The organism is Micromonospora sp. NPDC047465, assembly GCF_040643125.1.
GTDB lineage: Bacteria > Actinomycetota > Actinomycetes > Mycobacteriales > Micromonosporaceae > Micromonospora.
Map to the genome: position 1 here is coordinate 137050 of NZ_JBEYTP010000003.1, position 16284 is coordinate 153333.

General features: G+C 71.5%; 13 protein-coding genes. 6 read left to right on the forward strand and 7 right to left on the reverse strand.

The genetic code is table 11. The features are described 5' to 3' along the window. Positions 1–69: 69 nt before the first annotated feature. Positions 70–2094 (forward strand): family 10 glycosylhydrolase, encoded by a 2025-nt coding sequence (locus ABZ793_RS04655; protein WP_357451861.1) that lies wholly within the window; start codon positions 70–72, stop codon positions 2092–2094. A 65-nt stretch (positions 2095–2159) separates the two neighbouring features. Here ABZ793_RS04655 and ABZ793_RS04660 read toward each other — a convergent pair whose 3' ends face one another. Beyond that, positions 2160–2363: a hypothetical protein gene (locus ABZ793_RS04660; RefSeq protein ID WP_357451864.1), complete on the reverse strand. Its 204-nt coding sequence runs from the start codon at positions 2361–2363 to the stop codon at positions 2160–2162. Positions 2364–2587: 224 nt separating this feature from the next. Here ABZ793_RS04660 and ABZ793_RS04665 point away from each other — a divergent pair, with 224 nt between their 5' ends. Together ABZ793_RS04665 and ABZ793_RS04670 are read left to right on the forward strand one after the other, a co-directional pair. Continuing rightward, positions 2588–2818, forward strand: coding sequence for a winged helix-turn-helix domain-containing protein (locus ABZ793_RS04665; RefSeq protein WP_357451867.1), 231 nt, complete (start codon positions 2588–2590; stop codon positions 2816–2818). A 220-nt stretch (positions 2819–3038) separates the two neighbouring features. Then, positions 3039–3521, forward strand: a complete 483-nt coding sequence (locus tag ABZ793_RS04670; RefSeq protein ID WP_357451870.1) for a hypothetical protein — start codon at positions 3039–3041, stop codon at positions 3519–3521. A gap of 26 nt (positions 3522–3547) precedes the next feature. Here ABZ793_RS04670 and glgB read toward each other — a convergent pair whose 3' ends face one another. The 3 genes from glgB to glgA are packed head-to-tail and all read right to left on the reverse strand — an operon-like array spanning position 3548 to position 8981. Next, complete coding sequence (gene glgB / locus ABZ793_RS04675; RefSeq protein ID WP_357451873.1) at positions 3548–5650, reverse strand: 1,4-alpha-glucan branching protein GlgB; 2103 nt, start codon at positions 5648–5650, stop codon at positions 3548–3550. After that, positions 5638–7734, reverse strand: a complete 2097-nt coding sequence (locus tag ABZ793_RS04680) for a maltotransferase domain-containing protein (RefSeq protein ID WP_357451876.1) — start codon at positions 7732–7734, stop codon at positions 5638–5640. The genes glgB and ABZ793_RS04680 overlap by 13 nt, the downstream gene beginning before the upstream one ends. A 38-nt stretch (positions 7735–7772) precedes the next feature. Beyond that, positions 7773–8981 carry a glycogen synthase gene (gene glgA, locus ABZ793_RS04685; protein WP_357451879.1) on the reverse strand — a complete coding sequence of 403 codons (1209 nt, stop codon included), beginning with the start codon at positions 8979–8981 and terminating at the stop codon, positions 7773–7775. A 70-nt stretch (positions 8982–9051) separates the two neighbouring features. On the opposite strand from glgA, the gene glgC reads away from it, so the two are divergent. Then, complete coding sequence (glgC, locus tag ABZ793_RS04690; RefSeq protein ID WP_350706479.1) at positions 9052–10284, forward strand: glucose-1-phosphate adenylyltransferase; 1233 nt, start codon at positions 9052–9054, stop codon at positions 10282–10284. Next, positions 10281–11927 carry a phosphoglucomutase (alpha-D-glucose-1,6-bisphosphate-dependent) gene (gene pgm / locus ABZ793_RS04695; protein WP_357451883.1) on the forward strand — a complete coding sequence of 549 codons (1647 nt, stop codon included), beginning with the start codon at positions 10281–10283 and terminating at the stop codon, positions 11925–11927. Before glgC ends, pgm begins: the two co-directional genes overlap by 4 nt. A gap of 142 nt (positions 11928–12069) precedes the next feature. Here the strand turns inward: pgm and ABZ793_RS04700 are convergent, their stop codons facing one another. Both ABZ793_RS04700 and ABZ793_RS04705 read right to left on the reverse strand, forming a co-directional pair. Next, positions 12070–12999: an NAD(+)/NADH kinase gene (locus tag ABZ793_RS04700; protein WP_357451886.1), complete on the reverse strand. Its 930-nt coding sequence runs from the start codon at positions 12997–12999 to the stop codon at positions 12070–12072. A 36-nt stretch (positions 13000–13035) separates the two neighbouring features. Beyond that, entirely contained in the window at positions 13036–13980 is a 945-nt protein-coding gene (locus ABZ793_RS04705) for a hypothetical protein (RefSeq protein ID WP_357451889.1), read from the reverse strand. A 580-nt stretch (positions 13981–14560) separates the two neighbouring features. Between ABZ793_RS04705 and ABZ793_RS04710 the strand changes: the two genes are divergently transcribed. After that, on the forward strand, positions 14561–15112 hold the full coding sequence (locus ABZ793_RS04710) for an acyltransferase (protein WP_357451892.1): 552 nt from the start codon (positions 14561–14563) through the stop codon (positions 15110–15112). On the opposite strand, the gene ABZ793_RS04715 is transcribed toward ABZ793_RS04710, so the two are convergent. After that, positions 15004–16284, reverse strand: coding sequence for a glycosyltransferase (locus tag ABZ793_RS04715; RefSeq protein ID WP_357451895.1), 1281 nt, complete (start codon positions 16282–16284; stop codon positions 15004–15006). The two genes, ABZ793_RS04710 and ABZ793_RS04715, sit on opposite strands and share 109 nt — an antisense overlap.

A 16284-nucleotide genomic window follows, 5' to 3' on the forward strand; every position in this document is an offset into this window, starting at 1 on the left:
GCGACCCCCGAACGGTGAAAGCCGTGAAGGATACTTGCGTAGCTGCCCGACAGGGCTGAATATATTTTCGTGCGCAGAGATCTTGGTCGATTCCTCCCCGGCGCGGCGCTGGTCGCGGCGCTGACGCTCGGCGCGGCCGCCCCCACGGGCGCCCCCGTCTCCCGGCCAGGGCCGGACACGGTGCCGGTCGCCGCCCAGGCGGCCTGCGCGACCGATCCGGCCACCCCGAAGCGGCAGTCCCGGGCCATGTGGATGGCCAGCGTGGCGAACATCGACTGGCCCAGCCGCACCGGGCTGACCCCGGCCGCCCAGCAGGCGGAGTACCGGTCCTGGCTCGACCTGGCGCGCCAGCAGCGGATGAACGCCGTCGTCGTGCAGATCCGCCCCGCCGCCGACGCGTTCTGGCCGTCACCGTACGAGCCCTGGTCGCAGTGGCTCACCGGCACCCAGGGCACCCACCCCGGCTACGACCCGCTGGCCTTCATGGTGGCCGAGGCGCATGCCCGCAACCTGGAGTTCCACGCCTGGTTCAACCCGTACCGGGTGGCCAACCACACCGACCTCACCAGGCTGGCGGCCAACCACCCGGCCCGCAAGAACCCGGGCTGGACCGTCGCCTACGGCGGCCAGCTCTACTACAACCCTGGCATCCCCGCCGTCCGCGCCTTCGTACAGGACGCGATGATGGACGCCGTCCGCCGCTACGACATCGACGCTGTGCACTGGGACGACTACTTCTACCCGTACCCGGTCAGCGGGGTCGCCTTTCCCGACCAGGCCACCTACGCCCAGTACGGCGCGGGCTTCGGCAACATCGCCGACTGGCGGCGCAACAACGTCAACCTGCTGGTGCAGGAGATGGGCGCGAAGATCCACGCGGCGAAGCCGTGGGTGAAGTTCGGGGTCAGCCCGTTCGGCATCTGGCGCAACGCGGGCACCGACCCCCTCGGCTCGCGCACCACCGGCCTCCAGTCGTACGACGCGATCTACGCCGACACCCGACGCTGGGTGCGCCAGGGCTGGGTCGACTACATCGCCCCGCAGCTCTACTGGCACATCGGTCACCCGGCGGCCGACTACGCGGAGCTGGTGCGCTGGTGGTCCGAGACGGTGAGCGGCACCGACGTCCAACTGCTCGTCGGGCAGGGCACCTACCGCGCGGGCGCGGCGGGGCAGGACGCGGCCTGGCAGGATCCGGCCGAGCTGACCGACCACCTGACGCTCAACCGCGCGTACCCCCGCGTCGTCGGCGACATCCAGTTCAGCGCCAAGGACGTGCGCGCCGACCGGATCGGCGCGGTCAGCCGGCTCGTGGCCGACCACTACCGCCGGCCCGCGCTGGTGCCCCTCGCCGCCGGGCTGGGCGGCGCCGCGCCCGCCGCGCCGAACCTGACCTCGGCGGTGCGCGGCACCGGCGGGGTGGCCCTGAGCTGGCAGCGCGGCGCCACGGGCAGCACCACGGCGTACGCCGTGTACCGGCTGCCCGGCGACGGCGCGGTCGACCCCTGCGACCTCGCCGATGGCCGGCACCTGCTCGGCACCGTCCGCGCCTCGGGCAGCACCGGGATGTTCACCGACGCCACCGCCGCCGCCGGCGGCACGTACCGGTACCTGGTGACCGCGCTGGACCGGCTGCACCACGAGAGCGCGGCCAGCAATGTGCGGCTGGTGACGGCGGCCGGCGGGACGTTCAGCGTGGTCGTGGACAACGCCACCGCCGGGGGCTTCGCCGCCGCCACCACCTGGGGCACGTCGTCGTACTCCTCGGCGCGCTACGGCGCGAACTACCGGTACGCCAACCCGCAGGCGGTCAGCGACCCGGCCTGGTTCAGCGCGGCGCTGCCCGCCACCGACAGCTACCGGGTCGAGGTCTGGTACCCGGCCGACCCCGGCTACAACAGCGCCACGCCCTACCTGGTGGCGACGGCGAACGGGACCGTGACGGTCACCGTCGACCAGCGGTCCGGCGGGCAGTGGCGGGTGCTGGGCACCTACCAGCTCGCCGCGGGGGAGCGCCCCGTGATCGGGGTGAGCCGGTGGACGAGCGCGCAGGGCTACGTCGTTGCCGACGCGGTGCGGATCACCCGGCTCTGAGCGCGCCGTTCCCCGGGGCGTCCTGACGTCCCCTGGGAACGGTCCGCTTAGTCGCGGCGCACGGGTCATCGCTTCTGAAAGATCACTGAGGCGACATCCGCCACGAGTTCCAACGCCCAGTCGAGCTGCGGGCAGGTGACGGGACCCTGGCACTCCAGGCAGCCACCCACCCGCCAGGGGCGGTCGAGTGCCCGGGTCCAGTGAGTCTCAAGGATCCGCTTCGCCATGAACAACCTGGTCGCCTTGGACGCCGGCTCATCGATCGGCACAGTCGGCACCTTCCGCCGCGCTCGTGAGTAGGCCCGCCCAAGGGGGCAGAGTCCCTGCGTCGTGCTCCCCCTGGACGGCTTCGTGACGCGGCCCGCCGCTTGCCGAACGAAGGAACCTCGTCACACACGCAACCTTAGAGACCTTTAGTACCTAAGGCAATGTTGGTCTTGAAGGCGGGTAACCCGCGTGATCCGATGGAGGTGCCGAACGAAGGAACCTTCACATGCCCATACCCACCGGCGGATACCGCGAGGTAGCCGAAGATCTCGCGGCCCGCATCAAGACCGGCGAGTATGCGCCGGGCGAGCGTCTGCCGACCTACAAAGAGCTCGCGGATCTTTACAAGGTCAGCGTGACCACAGTCCAGAGAGCAATCATTGTTCTTCAGACTCGCGGTCTGGTCGTTGGGCTACAAGGTCGCGGTCTTTGGGTCGCGGAGGAAGTCGCGCCCTGAACCGTCGGTGCAGCGGGTGATGCGGCCAAGCGACGGGCTCCCCCAGGGCGGAAGGACCGGGAGTAGCGGGCCACTATAGGTTGGCGCGGTAGCCCTGGTAGAGGCTCCATGGGTCGTGCGTGACTTTGTCGGCAATGAGAGGAAAGCTACCTGGCTTATGGCAGGCCCTTGGGATGTTCTGACCGAGTCTCAGCGAGAGCAGTGGACGTACACGCCATCGGTGAGCGTGGGACCGTTGCGGTTCGGTATGCGCCATGACGAGGCCGCTGCGGCGTTGAGCGGGTTCGCAGCAACCGTCTCCACCGCCCACCACGACATAGACCAGGCGCAGAAGGCCGAGTTCCGCAATACGTGCGTGCCTGCATACGCAACGGCCGTGACGGCCTATTACGGCAAGTCCGAGGGTCTGTTCTGCGTCGTGGTCGATGCGCGGTACGGCCCACAGGTCACCCTGGACGAGGTGAGGCTGGTGGGACGCGTACCGTCCCAGTTGGAGCAGCAGTTCCTCGACCACATGCTGTCGCGCGGTATTGCGCCGCAATACGCGCCGGAAGGCGATCCGGGAGCCGACGAGCTAGGAATCATCATGCGTGTGCAGCGGGCGGGTGACGTCGTGCTGTCCCGGCCGGTGTTCGCGGTCATCCGCGAGCATGCGAACACCTTGTGGGACGGTATGCCGTACGACGAATCGCAGGTTCACTGACGGCGTCCCGGGGGAGACACCCGACGTCAGTCGCGGCGGAGCCAGAGCACGCCGAGCGGCGGCACCTGGAGCGCGGCGGACGCCGGCAGGCCGTGCCACGGCACGTCCTCGGCGTGCACCTCGCCCAGGTTGCCCACCCCCGACCCGCCGTAGTGCTGGGAGTCGGTGTTGAGCACCTCCGCCCAGGTGCCGCCGGCGGGCAGCCCGATGCGGTAGTCCGACAGCGGACGGGCGGAGAAGTTCGCCACGCAGACCAGGGTCGCGCCGTCGGGGGCGATCCGCACGAACGAGACGGTGTTGTTGGCGACGTCGTCCGCGGCGATCCACCGGAACCCGGCCGGGTCCGTGTCCTGCGCCCACAGCGCCGGGCTGTCCCGGTAGACCGCGTTCAGGTCGCCGACGAGGCGCTGCACGCCGGCGCGGGCCGGGTCGTGCAGCAGGTGCCAGTCGAGCCCCCGCTCCTCGCTCCACTCCCGATCGTCGGCCAGCTCGCAGCCCATGAAGAGCAGTTGCTTGCCCGGGTGCGCCCACATGTACGCCAGCAGGGCGCGCACGGTGGCCAGCCGCTGCCAGGTGTCGCCGGGCATCTTGCCCGCGAGGGAACCCTTGCCGTGCACCACCTCGTCGTGGCTGATCGGCAGCACGTAGTTCTCGCTCCAGGCGTATGCCAGGGAGAACGTGAGCTGGTGGTGGTGATGCTGCCGGTAGATCGGGTCCTTCGAGGTGTAGAGCAGGGTGTCGTGCATCCAGCCCATGTTCCACTTGAAACCGAAGCCGAGCCCGCCGGCGTCGGTGGAGCGGGTGACCCCCGGCCAGGCGGTGGACTCCTCGGCGATCAGCACCACCCCGGCGTGGTGCTTGTAGACCGTCGCGTTCACCTCCTGCATGAACGCGATCGCCTCCAGGTTCTCCCGGCCGCCGTACCGGTTCGGCAGCCACTGCCCCTCGGGGCGGGAGTAGTCCAGGTAGAGCATCGAGGCCACCGCGTCGACCCGCAGCCCGTCGACGTGGAACTGGTCGCACCAGTAGAGCGCGTTGGCGACCAGGAAGTTGCGCACCTCGCGGCGGCCGAAGTCGAAGACGTACGTGCCCCAGTCGGGGTGCTCGCCCCGGCGCGGGTCGGGGTGCTCGTAGAGGGGGGTGCCGTCGAAGCGGGCGAGGGCCCATTCGTCCTTGGGGAAGTGCGCCGGCACCCAGTCCAGGATCACGCCGACGCCGGCGGCGTGCAGCCGGTCCACCAGATAACGGAAGTCGTCCGGGTCGCCGAACCGGGACGTCGGCGCGAAGTAGCCGGTGACCTGGTAGCCCCAGGAGCCGCCGAACGGGTGCTCCATCACGGGCAGGAACTCCACGTGTGTGAAGCCCAGCCCGGTGACGTACGCGGTCAGCTCCTCGGCCAGCTCCCGGTAGCCCAGCCCGGGCCGCCAGGAGCCCAGGTGCACCTCGTAGACGCTCATCGGCTCCTGGTGCGGCTGCCGCCGGGCCCGCCGCTCCAGCCAGGCGGCGTCGCCCCACTCGTACGTGGACCGGTGCACCACCGACGCGGTGGCCGGCGGCACCTCGGCGTACGCCGCCAGGGGGTCGGCCTTGTCCCGCCAGTGCCCGTCGGCGCCGAGGATCCGGTACTTGTAGCGGGCGCCGGCCGAGGCGCCCGGGACGAAGACCTCCCACACCCCGCTGGCGCCGAGCGAGCGCATCGGCCAGCCGTCGTCCGGGGCCCAGCCGGTGAAGTCGCCGACGACCCGGACGCCGCGCGCGTTCGGCGCCCAGACGGCGAACGCGACGCCCTCGTCGAAGACCCGGGCGCCGAGCGCCTCCCAGAGCCGCTCGTGCCGGCCCTCGCCGATCAGGTGCAGGTCCAGCTCGCCCACCGTGGGCGGGTAGCGGTACGGGTCGTCGTGCACCCGGCCGTCGACCTCGATCCGGTAGTCGAGCACCTCGCCCGGCACCGTGGTCTCGAACACGCCGGCGTCGTGCACGCGGCGCATCGGGTGCCGCCGGCCGTCGACGAGGACGGCGACGTCGGCGGCGCCGCGGCGCAGCGTGCGGACGACCGTCCGCCCGTCGGCCGGGTGCGCGCCGAGGACGGCGTGCGGGTCGTGCGTCGCGCCGGCGATCAACTCGTCCATCGGGGGTCGTCCTCCTGCGTTCCAACGGTGGGGGCGGTGCCGCCCGAGAGGTCGTCGGGAACGTTCTCGACGGCCAGGTCAGGTGCCGCCGGCGCCTGTGCCGCCGGGCCGGCCGGCGGAGCGGGCCGCCGCACGGTCAGCACGTGCGCGGGTTGCAGGTACGGGTCGAGACGCACCGCGTTGTGCTGCCCCCAGTCGTAACTGGCGCCGGTCAGCTCGTCGTGCACCGTGAACCGATCGTGCCAGTCGAAGCCGAGCGCCGGCATGTCCAGCGTGGTGTTGCCCCACTGCACGCCCTGCGCGTCGAACGAGCAGACCACGACGACGGTGTTGCCGGTGTCCGGGTCGTGTTTGGACCAGCAGAGCAGCGCCGGGTTGTCGATCTCGTGGAAGCGCAGGTTGCGGAGCTGGTGCAGGGCCGGGTTCTCCCGGCGTACCCGGTTGAGGGTGGCGATGAACGGCGCCAGGGAGCGGCCCTGCGCCTGCGCGCCCGCCCAGTCCCTCGGGCGCAGCTCGTACTTCTCGCTGTCGAGGTATTCCTCGACGCCGGGGCGGGCCACGTGCTCGAACAGCTCGTATCCGGCGTACATGCCCCAGGAGGGGGAGAGCAGCGCGGCCAGCACGGCCCGGATCTTGAACATGGGCGGGCCGCCGTGCTGCAACGAGGAGTGCAGGATGTCCGGCGTGTTCGGCCAGAAGTTGGGTCGCATGTGGTCGGCCGCCGCGACCAGCTCCTCGCAGTACGCCCGCATCTCGGCCGCCGAGGTGCGCCATGTGAAGTACGTGTACGACTGGGTGAAGCCGATCTTGCCCAGGCCGTGCATGATCGCCGGCCGGGTGAACGCCTCGGCGAGGAAGAGCACGTCCGGCTCGACCTTCTTCACCTCGCCGATGAGCCAGTGCCAGAAGTCGAACGGCTTCGTGTGCGGGTTGTCCACCCGGAAGATCCGGATGCCCTCGCCCACCCAGTGCAGCACCACCCGCAGGATCTCCGCCCGGATGCCCTCCGGGTCGTTGTCGAAGTTCAGCGGGTAGATGTCCTGGTACTTCTTCGGCGGGTTCTCCGCGTACGCGATGCTGCCGTCGGCCCGCGTGGTGAACCACTCCGGGTGCTCCGTCACCCACGGGTGGTCCGGCGCGCACTGCAACGCCAGGTCCATCGCCACCTCCAGGCCCTGCTCGGCGGCGGCGGCGACGAAGTCCCGGAAGTCCTCCGGCGTACCCAGGTCGGGGTGGATGGCGTCGTGCCCGCCCTCGGCGGCGCCGATCGCCCACGGCGAGCCGACGTCGTCCGGCCCCGCGGTCAGCGAGTTGTTGCGGCCCTTGCGGTTGACCCGGCCGATCGGGTGGATCGGCGGCAGGTAGAGCACGTCGAAGCCCATCGCGGCGACGCCCGGCAGGCGCTCGGTGGCGGTGGCGAACGTGCCGGAGCGGGCCGGCGCGTCGACGGTGGCCGGGACGGCCCCCTCGGAGCGGGGGAAGAACTCGTACCAGGCGGAGAAGAGCGCGCGGGGGCGGTCCACCCAGAGCCGGTGCTCCGCGCCGGTGGTGACCAGCTCCCGGACCGGGTGCTCCCAGAGCAGGCCGGCCAGTTCCAGCGCCGGAGCGACCCGCCGGGGCAACGGCAGCCGGTCGTCGCGCAGCGCCGCCACCGCCGCCGACACCCGGTCGACGTCGCCCGCCGGCACCAGCGCGGCGGCGGCCGTCAGCACCCGGGCGCCCTCGGCGAGGTCGTTGGCCAGCTCCGCCGGCCCCTGGCCGGCGGCCAGCTTCTTGGTGACCGCGTTCTGCCAGGTCAGGTAGGGATCCTGGAACGCCTCGACGGCGAACACCCACTCGCCGACCGCGTCCGGTCGGATGACCGCGTGCCAGCGGTCCTGGCCGGGCTCGCCGGGGCGCATCCGGGTGAACGGCCGGGCCCGCCCGTCGGGGCCCAGCCACACCACGTTGCAGCCGAGCGCGTCGTGCCCCTCTCGGTAGGCGCGGGCCGACACCGGCACGGGCTCGCCCACCACCGCCTTGGCCGGGTAGCGACCGCAGGAGACGACGGGGGAGACGTCTTCGATCGGAAACCGTCCAGTCACCCCGCCAACCTACTGCGCGAGATCGATTCCCGCGCGGCTCAGCCGGCGGCGCCCACCGACCGGTACACCTCCAGCGTCCGCCGCGCCACGGCGTCCCAGGAGAACTGCTCGACGGCCCGTCGCCGGCCGGCGAGCCCGAACTCCGTGGAGCGCCCCGGGTCGGCCAGCAGCTCGGTGATCCGGGCCGCGAGGTCGGCGACGAACCGGCCCGGGTCCAGCGGCCGGCCGGAGCCGTCGGCGGCCTGCTCGATCGGCACCAGCAGCCCGGTCCCGCCGTCGGCGACCACCTCCGGGATGCCGCCGGTCGCGGTGGCCACCACCGCCGTCTCGCAGGCCATCGCCTCCAGGTTCACGATGCCCATCGGCTCGTAGACCGACGGGCAGACGAAGACCGTGGCGTGCGTGAGCACCTGGATCACCTCGTGCTTGGGCAGCATCTCGGCCACCCAGACGACGCCCGAGCGGCCCGCCCGCAGCTCGGCCACCAGGGCCTCCACCTCGGCGGCGATCTCCGGGGTGTCCGGCGCGCCGGCGAGCAGCACCAGCTGGGCGTCGGCGGGCAGGTCGCGCGCCGCGCGCAGCAGGTAGGGCAGTCCCTTCTGCCGGGTGATCCGCCCGACGTACACCACGCTCGGGCGGGCCGGATCGATGCCGAGCCGCTCCACCACGTCGGTGCCGTGGTCCGGGGAGTACTCGTCGGTGTCGATGCCGTTGTAGACCACCCGGACCCGGTCCGGGTCCACCGCCGGGTAGGCGGTCAGCACGTCGCGCCGCATCCCCTCGCTGACGGCGATGACCGCGTCGGCGGCCTCGAAGGCCGTGCGTTCGCACCAGGACGAGAGCGCGTAGCCGCCGCCGAGCTGCTCGGCCTTCCATGGCCGCAGCGGCTCCAGGCTGTGCGCGGTCACCACGTGCGGCACGCCGTGCAGCAGCTTCGCGGTGTGCCCGGCCAGGTTGGCGTACCAGGTGTGGCTGTGCACCACGTCGGTGCCGGCGCACGCCGCCGCCATCTCCAGATCCACGCCCATCGTCCGCAGCGCGGCGTTCGCGCCGCCCAGGCCCGCCGGTTCGGCGTACGCGGTGACGCCCGGCTCGGTGCGCGGCGCGCCGAAGCAGTGCACCCGCACGTCGGCGAGCCGGCGCAGCTCGCGGGCCAGGTACTCCACGTGCACCCCGGCGCCGCCGTACACCTCGGGCGGGTACTCCCGGGTCAACAGGTCGACGCGAAGGTGCGCGGAGTCCGTCATCCCCGCACCCTAGTGCAGAAGTGTGCCCGTACGAGTGGTGAAGTCCCCGGCGGATGGTTAGCGTCGGAACATGGCTGCCAAGGTGCTCGCGATCGTCCTCGCCGGCGGAGAAGGCAAGCGCCTGATGCCGCTCACCACGGACCGGGCCAAGCCGGCCGTCCCGTTCGGCGGGATGTACCGCATGGTCGACTTCGTCCTCTCCAACCTGGCGAACGCCGGCTATCTGAAGATCGTCGTGCTGACCCAGTACAAGTCGCACTCGCTGGACCGGCACATCACCAAGACGTGGCGGATGTCGACGCTGCTCGGCAACTACGTCACCCCCGTGCCGGCGCAGCAGCGGCGCGGCCCGTGGTGGTTCGCCGGCTCCGCCGACGCGATCTACCAGAGCTTCAACCTGATCAACGACGAGCAGCCGGACCACGTGATCGTCTTCGGCGCCGACCACATCTACCGGATGGACCCGCGGCAGATGGTGGAGGACCACATCGCCTCCGGCGCCGGGGTCACGGTGGCCGGCATCCGGCAGCCGCTGTCGACGGCCGACCAGTTCGGCGTGATCGAGGTCGGCGAGGACGGCCGGCGGATCCGGGCGTTCCGCGAGAAGCCCACCGACGCGGTCGGCCTGCCCGACGCCCCCGACCAGATCTACGCCTCGATGGGCAACTACGTCTTCAGCACGAAGGCGCTCTGCGAGGCGGTCGAGCGCGACGCGGAGGACAAGACCAGCAAGCACGACATGGGCGGCAGCATCATCCCGATGCTGGTCGAGCGGGGCGAGGCCAACGTCTACGACTTCCGCGACAACGAGGTGCCGGGCAGCACCGACCGGGACCGCGGCTACTGGCGCGACGTGGGGACGCTCGACTCCTTCTACGACGCCCACATGGATCTGATCAACGTGCACCCCGTGTTCAACCTCTACAACTTCGAGTGGCCGATCTACACCGAGCAGCCGCCGTACCCGCCGGCGAAGTTCGTGCACCAGTGGGGCGAGCGGGTCGGCCGGGCGGTGGGCTCGATGGTCTCGCCCGGCGCGGTGATCTCCGGCTCGCTCGTGGAGAACTCGGTCGTGTCGCCGAAGGTGAAGGTGCACTCCTGGGCCCACGTGGACGGCGCGGTGCTGATGGAGGGGGTGGACATCGGCCGGCACGCGGTGGTCCGCCGGGCCATCCTCGACAAGAACGTGGTCGTGCCCGAGGGAGCCGAGATCGGCGTCGACCTGGAGAAGGACCGGCAGCGCTACACCGTCTCGGACAACGGCATCGTGGTGATCGGCAAGGGACAGAAGGTGGAACCGTGAGCAGTCATCCCCGGGCCGGCCAGCCCGCCCAGCCCGCCGACCTGGTCGACGTGCCGCGGCTGGTCACCGCCTACTACGCCGAGCACCCCGACCCGCAGGACCCGGCGCAGCAGGTCTCCTTCGGCACGTCCGGGCACCGCGGGTCGAGCCTGCGCAACGCGTTCAACTCCGACCACATCCTCGCGGTCACCCAGGCGCTCTGCGACTACCGCCGGGAGCGGGGCCTGGACGGCCCGCTGTTCGTCGGCCGCGACACCCACGCCCTCTCCGCCCCGGCCGCGGTGGACGCGCTGGAGGTGCTCGCCGCCAACGAGGTCACCGTGCTGCTGGACAGCCGGGACGGCTACACGCCCACCCCGGCGGTGTCGCACGCCATCCTCACCCACAACCGGGGGCGCACCAGCGGGCTGGCCGACGGCATCGTGATCACCCCGTCGCACAACCCGCCCGACGACGGCGGCTTCAAGTACAACCCCACCCACGGCGGGCCGGCGGACACCGACGTCACGAAGTGGATCCAGGACCGGGCCAACGCCATCCTGGCCGACGGGCTGAAGGAGGTCCGCCGGATCCCCTACGCGCGGGCCCGCGCCGCCGACACCACCGGGTCGTACGACTTCCTCGCCGGCTACGTCGACGACCTGCCGGCGGCGATCGACGTCGACGCGATCCGCGACGCCGGGGTGCGCATCGGCGCGGACCCGCTCGGCGGGGCGAGCGTCGCCTACTGGGGCGAGATCGCCGAGCGGCACCGGCTGGACCTGACCGTGGTCAACCCGACCGTCGACCCCACCTGGCGGTTCATGACCCTCGACGGCGACGGCAAGATCCGGATGGACTGCTCGTCGCCGAACGCGATGGCCTCGCTGATCGCGGCCCGCGCCGACTACCAGGTCTCCACCGGCAACGACGCCGACGCCGACCGGCACGGCATCGTCACCCCCGACGGCGGCCTGATGAACCCCAACCACTACCTCGCGGTGGCGATCGCCCACCTGTTCCGCGCCCGGACGAACTGGGGCCCGGCCGCCGCGGTCGGCAAGACCCTGGTCTCCTCCTCGATGATCGACCGGGTCGCCGCCGACCTGGGTCGCCCGCTGCTGGAGGTGCCGGTCGGCTTCAAGTGGTTCGTCCCCGGGCTGCTCGACGGCGCGGTCGGCTTCGGCGGCGAGGAGAGCGCCGGCGCGTCGTTCCTGCGCCGCGACGGGGGCACCTGGACCACCGACAAGGACGGCATCCTGCTCTGCCTCCTCGCCGCCGAGATCATCGCCACCACCGGCCGTACGCCGAGCCAGCACTGGGCGGAGCTGGCCGAGCGCTTCGGCGCGCCCGCGTACGCCCGGATCGACGCGCCGGCGACCCGGGAGCAGAAGGCCGTGCTCGGTAAGCTCTCGCCCGAGCAGGTGACCGCCACCGAGCTGGCCGGCGAGCCGATCACCGCGACCCTCACCGCCGCGCCGGGCAACGGCGCGCCGATCGGCGGGCTCAAGGTCACCACCGACTCCGGCTGGTTCGCCGCCCGGCCGTCCGGCACGGAGGACGTCTACAAGATCTACGCCGAGTCGTTCCAGGGGCCGAAGCACCTGGAACGCATCCAGCAGGAGGCGAAGGACCTGGTGACAGAGGTGCTCAAGCAGTCCTGAGCGCGGGGCAATCCGCGGCCGGGTCGCGGGAGATCAAAGAGATCTACGGCGTTACCGCCCGGTGACGGAGACGAAGGATCCTGGCGGGGAGCCGCCCCGCGAGGCACATCCGTACCCGGTTCCTCCGGCACCCGGCGCCGGTTCAGCGCGGTGGGGGGAGTTCGCGGCGGTTGAGCTGCTCGCGCAGCCCCTCCGGCAGCAGCTCGCGCAGCTGCTCGGGCAGCAGCGGCAGGTCCAGCAGGCTGAGCTTCAGCTGGTTGCGCTCCTGGTAGCGGCGGGGGTCCAGCCGTACCACCAGCCCCGCCTCCCGGCGGTAGCTGATGTCGATCGCCCCCTCGGTGGCCGCCTCCCGGATCACCAGCCCGTCCATCTCCACCGCCACCGGCGCGGAGCCCGGCGTCAGCTCCAACCGGATCTTCTCCTCCGGGGACAGGACCACCGAGCGGGAGATGCCGGCCATCGGCGCCGACGGGGTGACCACCACCGCCTGCGTGGCCGGGGAGACCAGCGGGCCACCCGCCGCGTAGCTGTACGCGGTCGAGCCGGTCGGGGTACTCACCACCAACGCGTCGCAGCGGTAGTAGCCGTAGCGCTGGCCGTCCACGGCGAGGGTCGCCGTCACGAACCCGCAGCCGGGCTGGCGGACCAGCGCGACGTCGTTGAACGCGACGATGTCGTCCCCGCAGACGTCGCAGGCCAGACAGCTGTGCGCCTCCACCGTGAAGTTCTTGTTGGCGAGCCGGTCCAGCGCCTCCGGCAGCTCCGGCGGCTTCACCTCCACCAGGAAGCCGAGCTTGCCCAGGTGTACCCCGAGCACCGGCTTCGGGTTGCGCACCACGGACCGGAGCGCCCCGAGCATCGTGCCGTCCCCGCCGATGCTGATCAGTGCGCTCACACCCTCGGCCAGCTCTTCGGCGGGCATCGCCTCCACCGTCGCCGGCACCCGGTGCCGGTCCTCGGTGCGCACGACGAGGCCCGTGTGGTGCCGGGCCGCCCAGTCGGCAATGATCGAGACGATCCCGGTGGCGTCCCGCGTCGGGTGAAGCACCAGCCCGAGCAGGGTGCGGTCCATGCCTCCACCTCACCACATCCGGCCGGGCGCTGTCGGTCACCGGGCCAGATGCCGCACGATCGCCTCGCTGAAGACCGCCTCGATGTCGCACCGCTCCTGGACCTGCCGCCAGTCGCCGCCGTCGCGCACGTGGTAGTGGGTCGACTCCTCGGCGGTCACGGTCCCGAAGTGCAGGCACTGGAACTCGATGAGGTGGAACTGGGTGCCGTCGAAGCCGATGTCCAGCGAGACCAACGGGGTGCCGAGCGTGTCCGCCACCTGCTCGGCGTAGTCGAGCAGGGCTCCGCGGTCCACGCCCCCGTCGCTGTGGAAGTCGAAGTCGCCGCTTCCGCTCGCTCGGAAGTCGCCGGCACGGTTGCGCCGGTAGAGCGTGTAGTAACGCTTGCCGAGCCGGAGCACCTTGAAGTCGCCGGCCAGTCCTGGGATGAAGTTCTGCACCACGAACTTGTGCCGGTGCAGCGAGTGGGGGTGGTGCTCACGCCGCAGCGCGCGCTTGGCGTGCTCTCGTACCCCTGCCCGCAGGTCGGCGACCCGGCTGAAACGTCGCGCCACGCGGATCAGCTCCGCGTGGTCGGCCGCCAAGGCGACGAACGCCGACCCCGCGCCGTACGCTGCCTTGACCACCTTCGGCCACGGCCCGTCGAGGGCGGTGGACGCCAACTCCTCTAGCGTGCCGAAGGTGCGAGTGTGCAGCCCGGCCGCTTCCTTGGGGAAGAGTTGGAAGCGCAGTGCCTCCATCATCGCCTTGTTGTGGTGCGCGCGCAGGAAGCGGTAGCTCGGGATGGTCCTCGCCCCGGCCGTCTCCAGCGCGAGGACGAGGTCCTCGATCCAGCTCTTGTAGAGCAGCCCGGCATCCTCGGAGGAGGTGTACAGCACGGGAACGCCCTGAAGGTCCGCGCCAAGGTCCAGTTCGGCCAGCGGGATCACCTCCGGGCGCAGCCCGGCGTCACTGAGGCGCCGGCACACCCGATCGACGTCCATCGTGCACAGGCCGTGCCGTGTGCGGGCCGTCGAATAGAAGGTGCCACGGTAATCGGTCAGGATCAAAACTCTGGCCATACCGTATTTTCGGTGACGGAGTCGTTGCGGGGCGTGATAATCGTCGGCGTGGCGCGAGGTCAGGCGGGTTGGACCGGGGCCACCGGGGCCGGTTGTCTGCTCGCGCGTCACCCGTTCGAGGGCCGCGCCAGCCATCCGATGGACCTCAGGCCGGGGCCGGTTATACGGAAGACCTGGCGCCGCCGCGCTCAGATCACAACGACATCCGAGGTGGACGACAGGTGTTGCGCAGGTATCGGGATCTTGGTCGTGGCCCGGGCGTCGAGTGGGCGTCGGCTCCGGGGGACGTTGCGGCGGACCGGCCGCTGCATTCGACGCCGGCACGGTGGCGAGCGACGACAGGGAGCGCGGCCTGATGCGGGTGGACGCGAGGCGGCCTGGTCGCGTCCTCGGTCCGGTGGCGCGGCTGGTTGACCGGGTCGTCACCACTGGCTCGCGGGCCCGCCGGGCGATACACGGGCTCGCCGTGGCTGACCGGTTCGCCGCGCGGGGTGACGGATTCGTGTTTGATCCGGACGGCGTCTACACCTTCGAGACGATCGAGGTGGGGCGCAACGTGGACCTCGGACACCGTCCGGTGATCATGGCTGCCCGGTCCCGGATACGGATCGGCGACAACGTGATGTTCGGTCCGGAGGTCACCATCCGGGGTGGCAACCACCGGGTGGACCAGATCGGCGTACCGATGATCGCGGTCACGAAGGGGCCGGGCGACGAGGACCACGATCGTGGTGTGGTGATCGGCGACGACGTCTGGATCGGCACCCGCGCGGTCATCCTGCATGGGGTCACCGTCGGGCGCGGTGCGGTGATCGGAGCCGGTGCGGTCGTCACCCGGCCGGTGCCGCCGTACGCGATCGTGGCCGGCAGCCCGGCCCGGGTGGTCCGGCTACGCTGGCCGGTCGAGACGATCGCCGCCCACGAGCGCGCCCTCTACCCCCCGGATCAGCGGCTGACAGTAGCCGAGTTGGCTTCGCTTACCGAGTTCGCCGTGCCGGAGCCGCGCCCCGCGCCGGCCATGAAGTCGCGCACGGCCGGCGTCCAGGAGCGGTAGTCGAAGTCCCTCGCCCGATCCCGGGCGGCCTGGCTCATCCGTCGCCACTCGTCGTCGTCCAAGGCGAGCGCCCGCAGCAGGCCGTCGTGGACGTCGTCCGGGGTCGGTCCAGCCAGCACGAGCCCTTCGCGCCCCTCCGTGACGTACCGAGCGAGGTCACTTGTGTGGTTCAGCAGCACTGGGCACCCGGCGGCCAGGCTCTCCGGCACCTTCGACGGGAAGCCCGCCCTCGAGTATCCGACGTCGGGGCGGACGAGGACCGAGAAGTGTGCGCAGCCCAGCTCGGCCAGGATGCGCTCACGCGGCACCCGGCCCAGGAAGGTGATCTGCCCGGCGAGGTCCACTAGGCCGTGGGCGTCCAGGTCGGACAGTTCGACGGCCTGGTCGCGAGTCATGCCGGCGATCGTCAGACGGACCCGGTCACGCTCCGCCGCGGGCAACTGCCGGATCCCCTCCACCACGACGGCCAGCAGGTCCTTGGCGCCGGCGGTGCCGGCGTAGAGCAGGCGCAGGCCGCCCTCCAGCGAGGGCGGCGCGGGGGACGCGTAATTGGCGCAGTCGACCTGCGGCGGTACCACGAGTGTCGGTCGCCGGTGACCGAAATCGCCGTGGAGCGCGGTGGAGATCGCGATGATCCGGTCGGCCAGCCGGGCCGCGAGCAACGCCTGCCAACGGTGTCGGACGAAATGTGGGCTGAGTCGGCCCAGGCTGAACTGCGGCGCGTCGTGCCGCTCCATCACGTCGACGGTGATCGGACGGCGCACCACGAGTCGAAGAACTACCCAGGTGGTCAGATTCCACAGCCCCAGCGGCAGGAGGACACCGTCCAGATCGGCCCGTCGTACGCCGGCCCGGCGCAGTGCGGCGAGTACTCGAAGCGGGCGGCGCTGGCGGTGCCACCAACGGGCCACCTTGCCTCCCGTGCTCGGCGGGAGAGTCAGGAGCTGGACCTCCGCTGGCAGCGGCGGATCCACGGGTGGCCGGGTCCCGTCGGCGGGCCAGTCGTTGACCACCACGACGGTGGCACCGGGTGGAGTCGCCGAACGGGCCAGGTGCAGCAGCCGGTTGGACATGGCATCGCCGTGCGGAAACCGGTACGCCGCCAGCGCGAGGAGGCGGGGGGTGCCGGGACCGGCCGGGTCGAGCGGGCCCGCCACCGGTGGCTGGGACAT

Bases quoted from the DNA above. Each gene is read 5' to 3' on its own strand.
- ABZ793_RS04665 (WP_357451867.1), top strand. From the start codon at position 2,588: ATGCCCATACCCACCGGCGGATACCGCGAGGTAGCCGAAGATCTCGCG.
- glgB (WP_357451873.1), bottom strand. From the start codon at position 5,650: ATGGACGAGTTGATCGCCGGCGCGACGCACGACCCGCACGCCGTCCTC.
- glgA (WP_357451879.1), bottom strand. From the start codon at position 8,981: ATGACGGACTCCGCGCACCTTCGCGTCGACCTGTTGACCCGGGAGTAC.
- glgC (WP_350706479.1), top strand. From the start codon at position 9,052: ATGGCTGCCAAGGTGCTCGCGATCGTCCTCGCCGGCGGAGAAGGCAAG.
- ABZ793_RS04700 (WP_357451886.1), bottom strand. From the start codon at position 12,999: ATGGACCGCACCCTGCTCGGGCTGGTGCTTCACCCGACGCGGGACGCC.
- ABZ793_RS04705 (WP_357451889.1), bottom strand. From the start codon at position 13,980: ATGGACGTCGATCGGGTGTGCCGGCGCCTCAGTGACGCCGGGCTGCGC.
- ABZ793_RS04715 (WP_357451895.1), bottom strand. From the start codon at position 16,284: ATGTCCCAGCCACCGGTGGCGGGCCCGCTCGACCCGGCCGGTCCCGGC.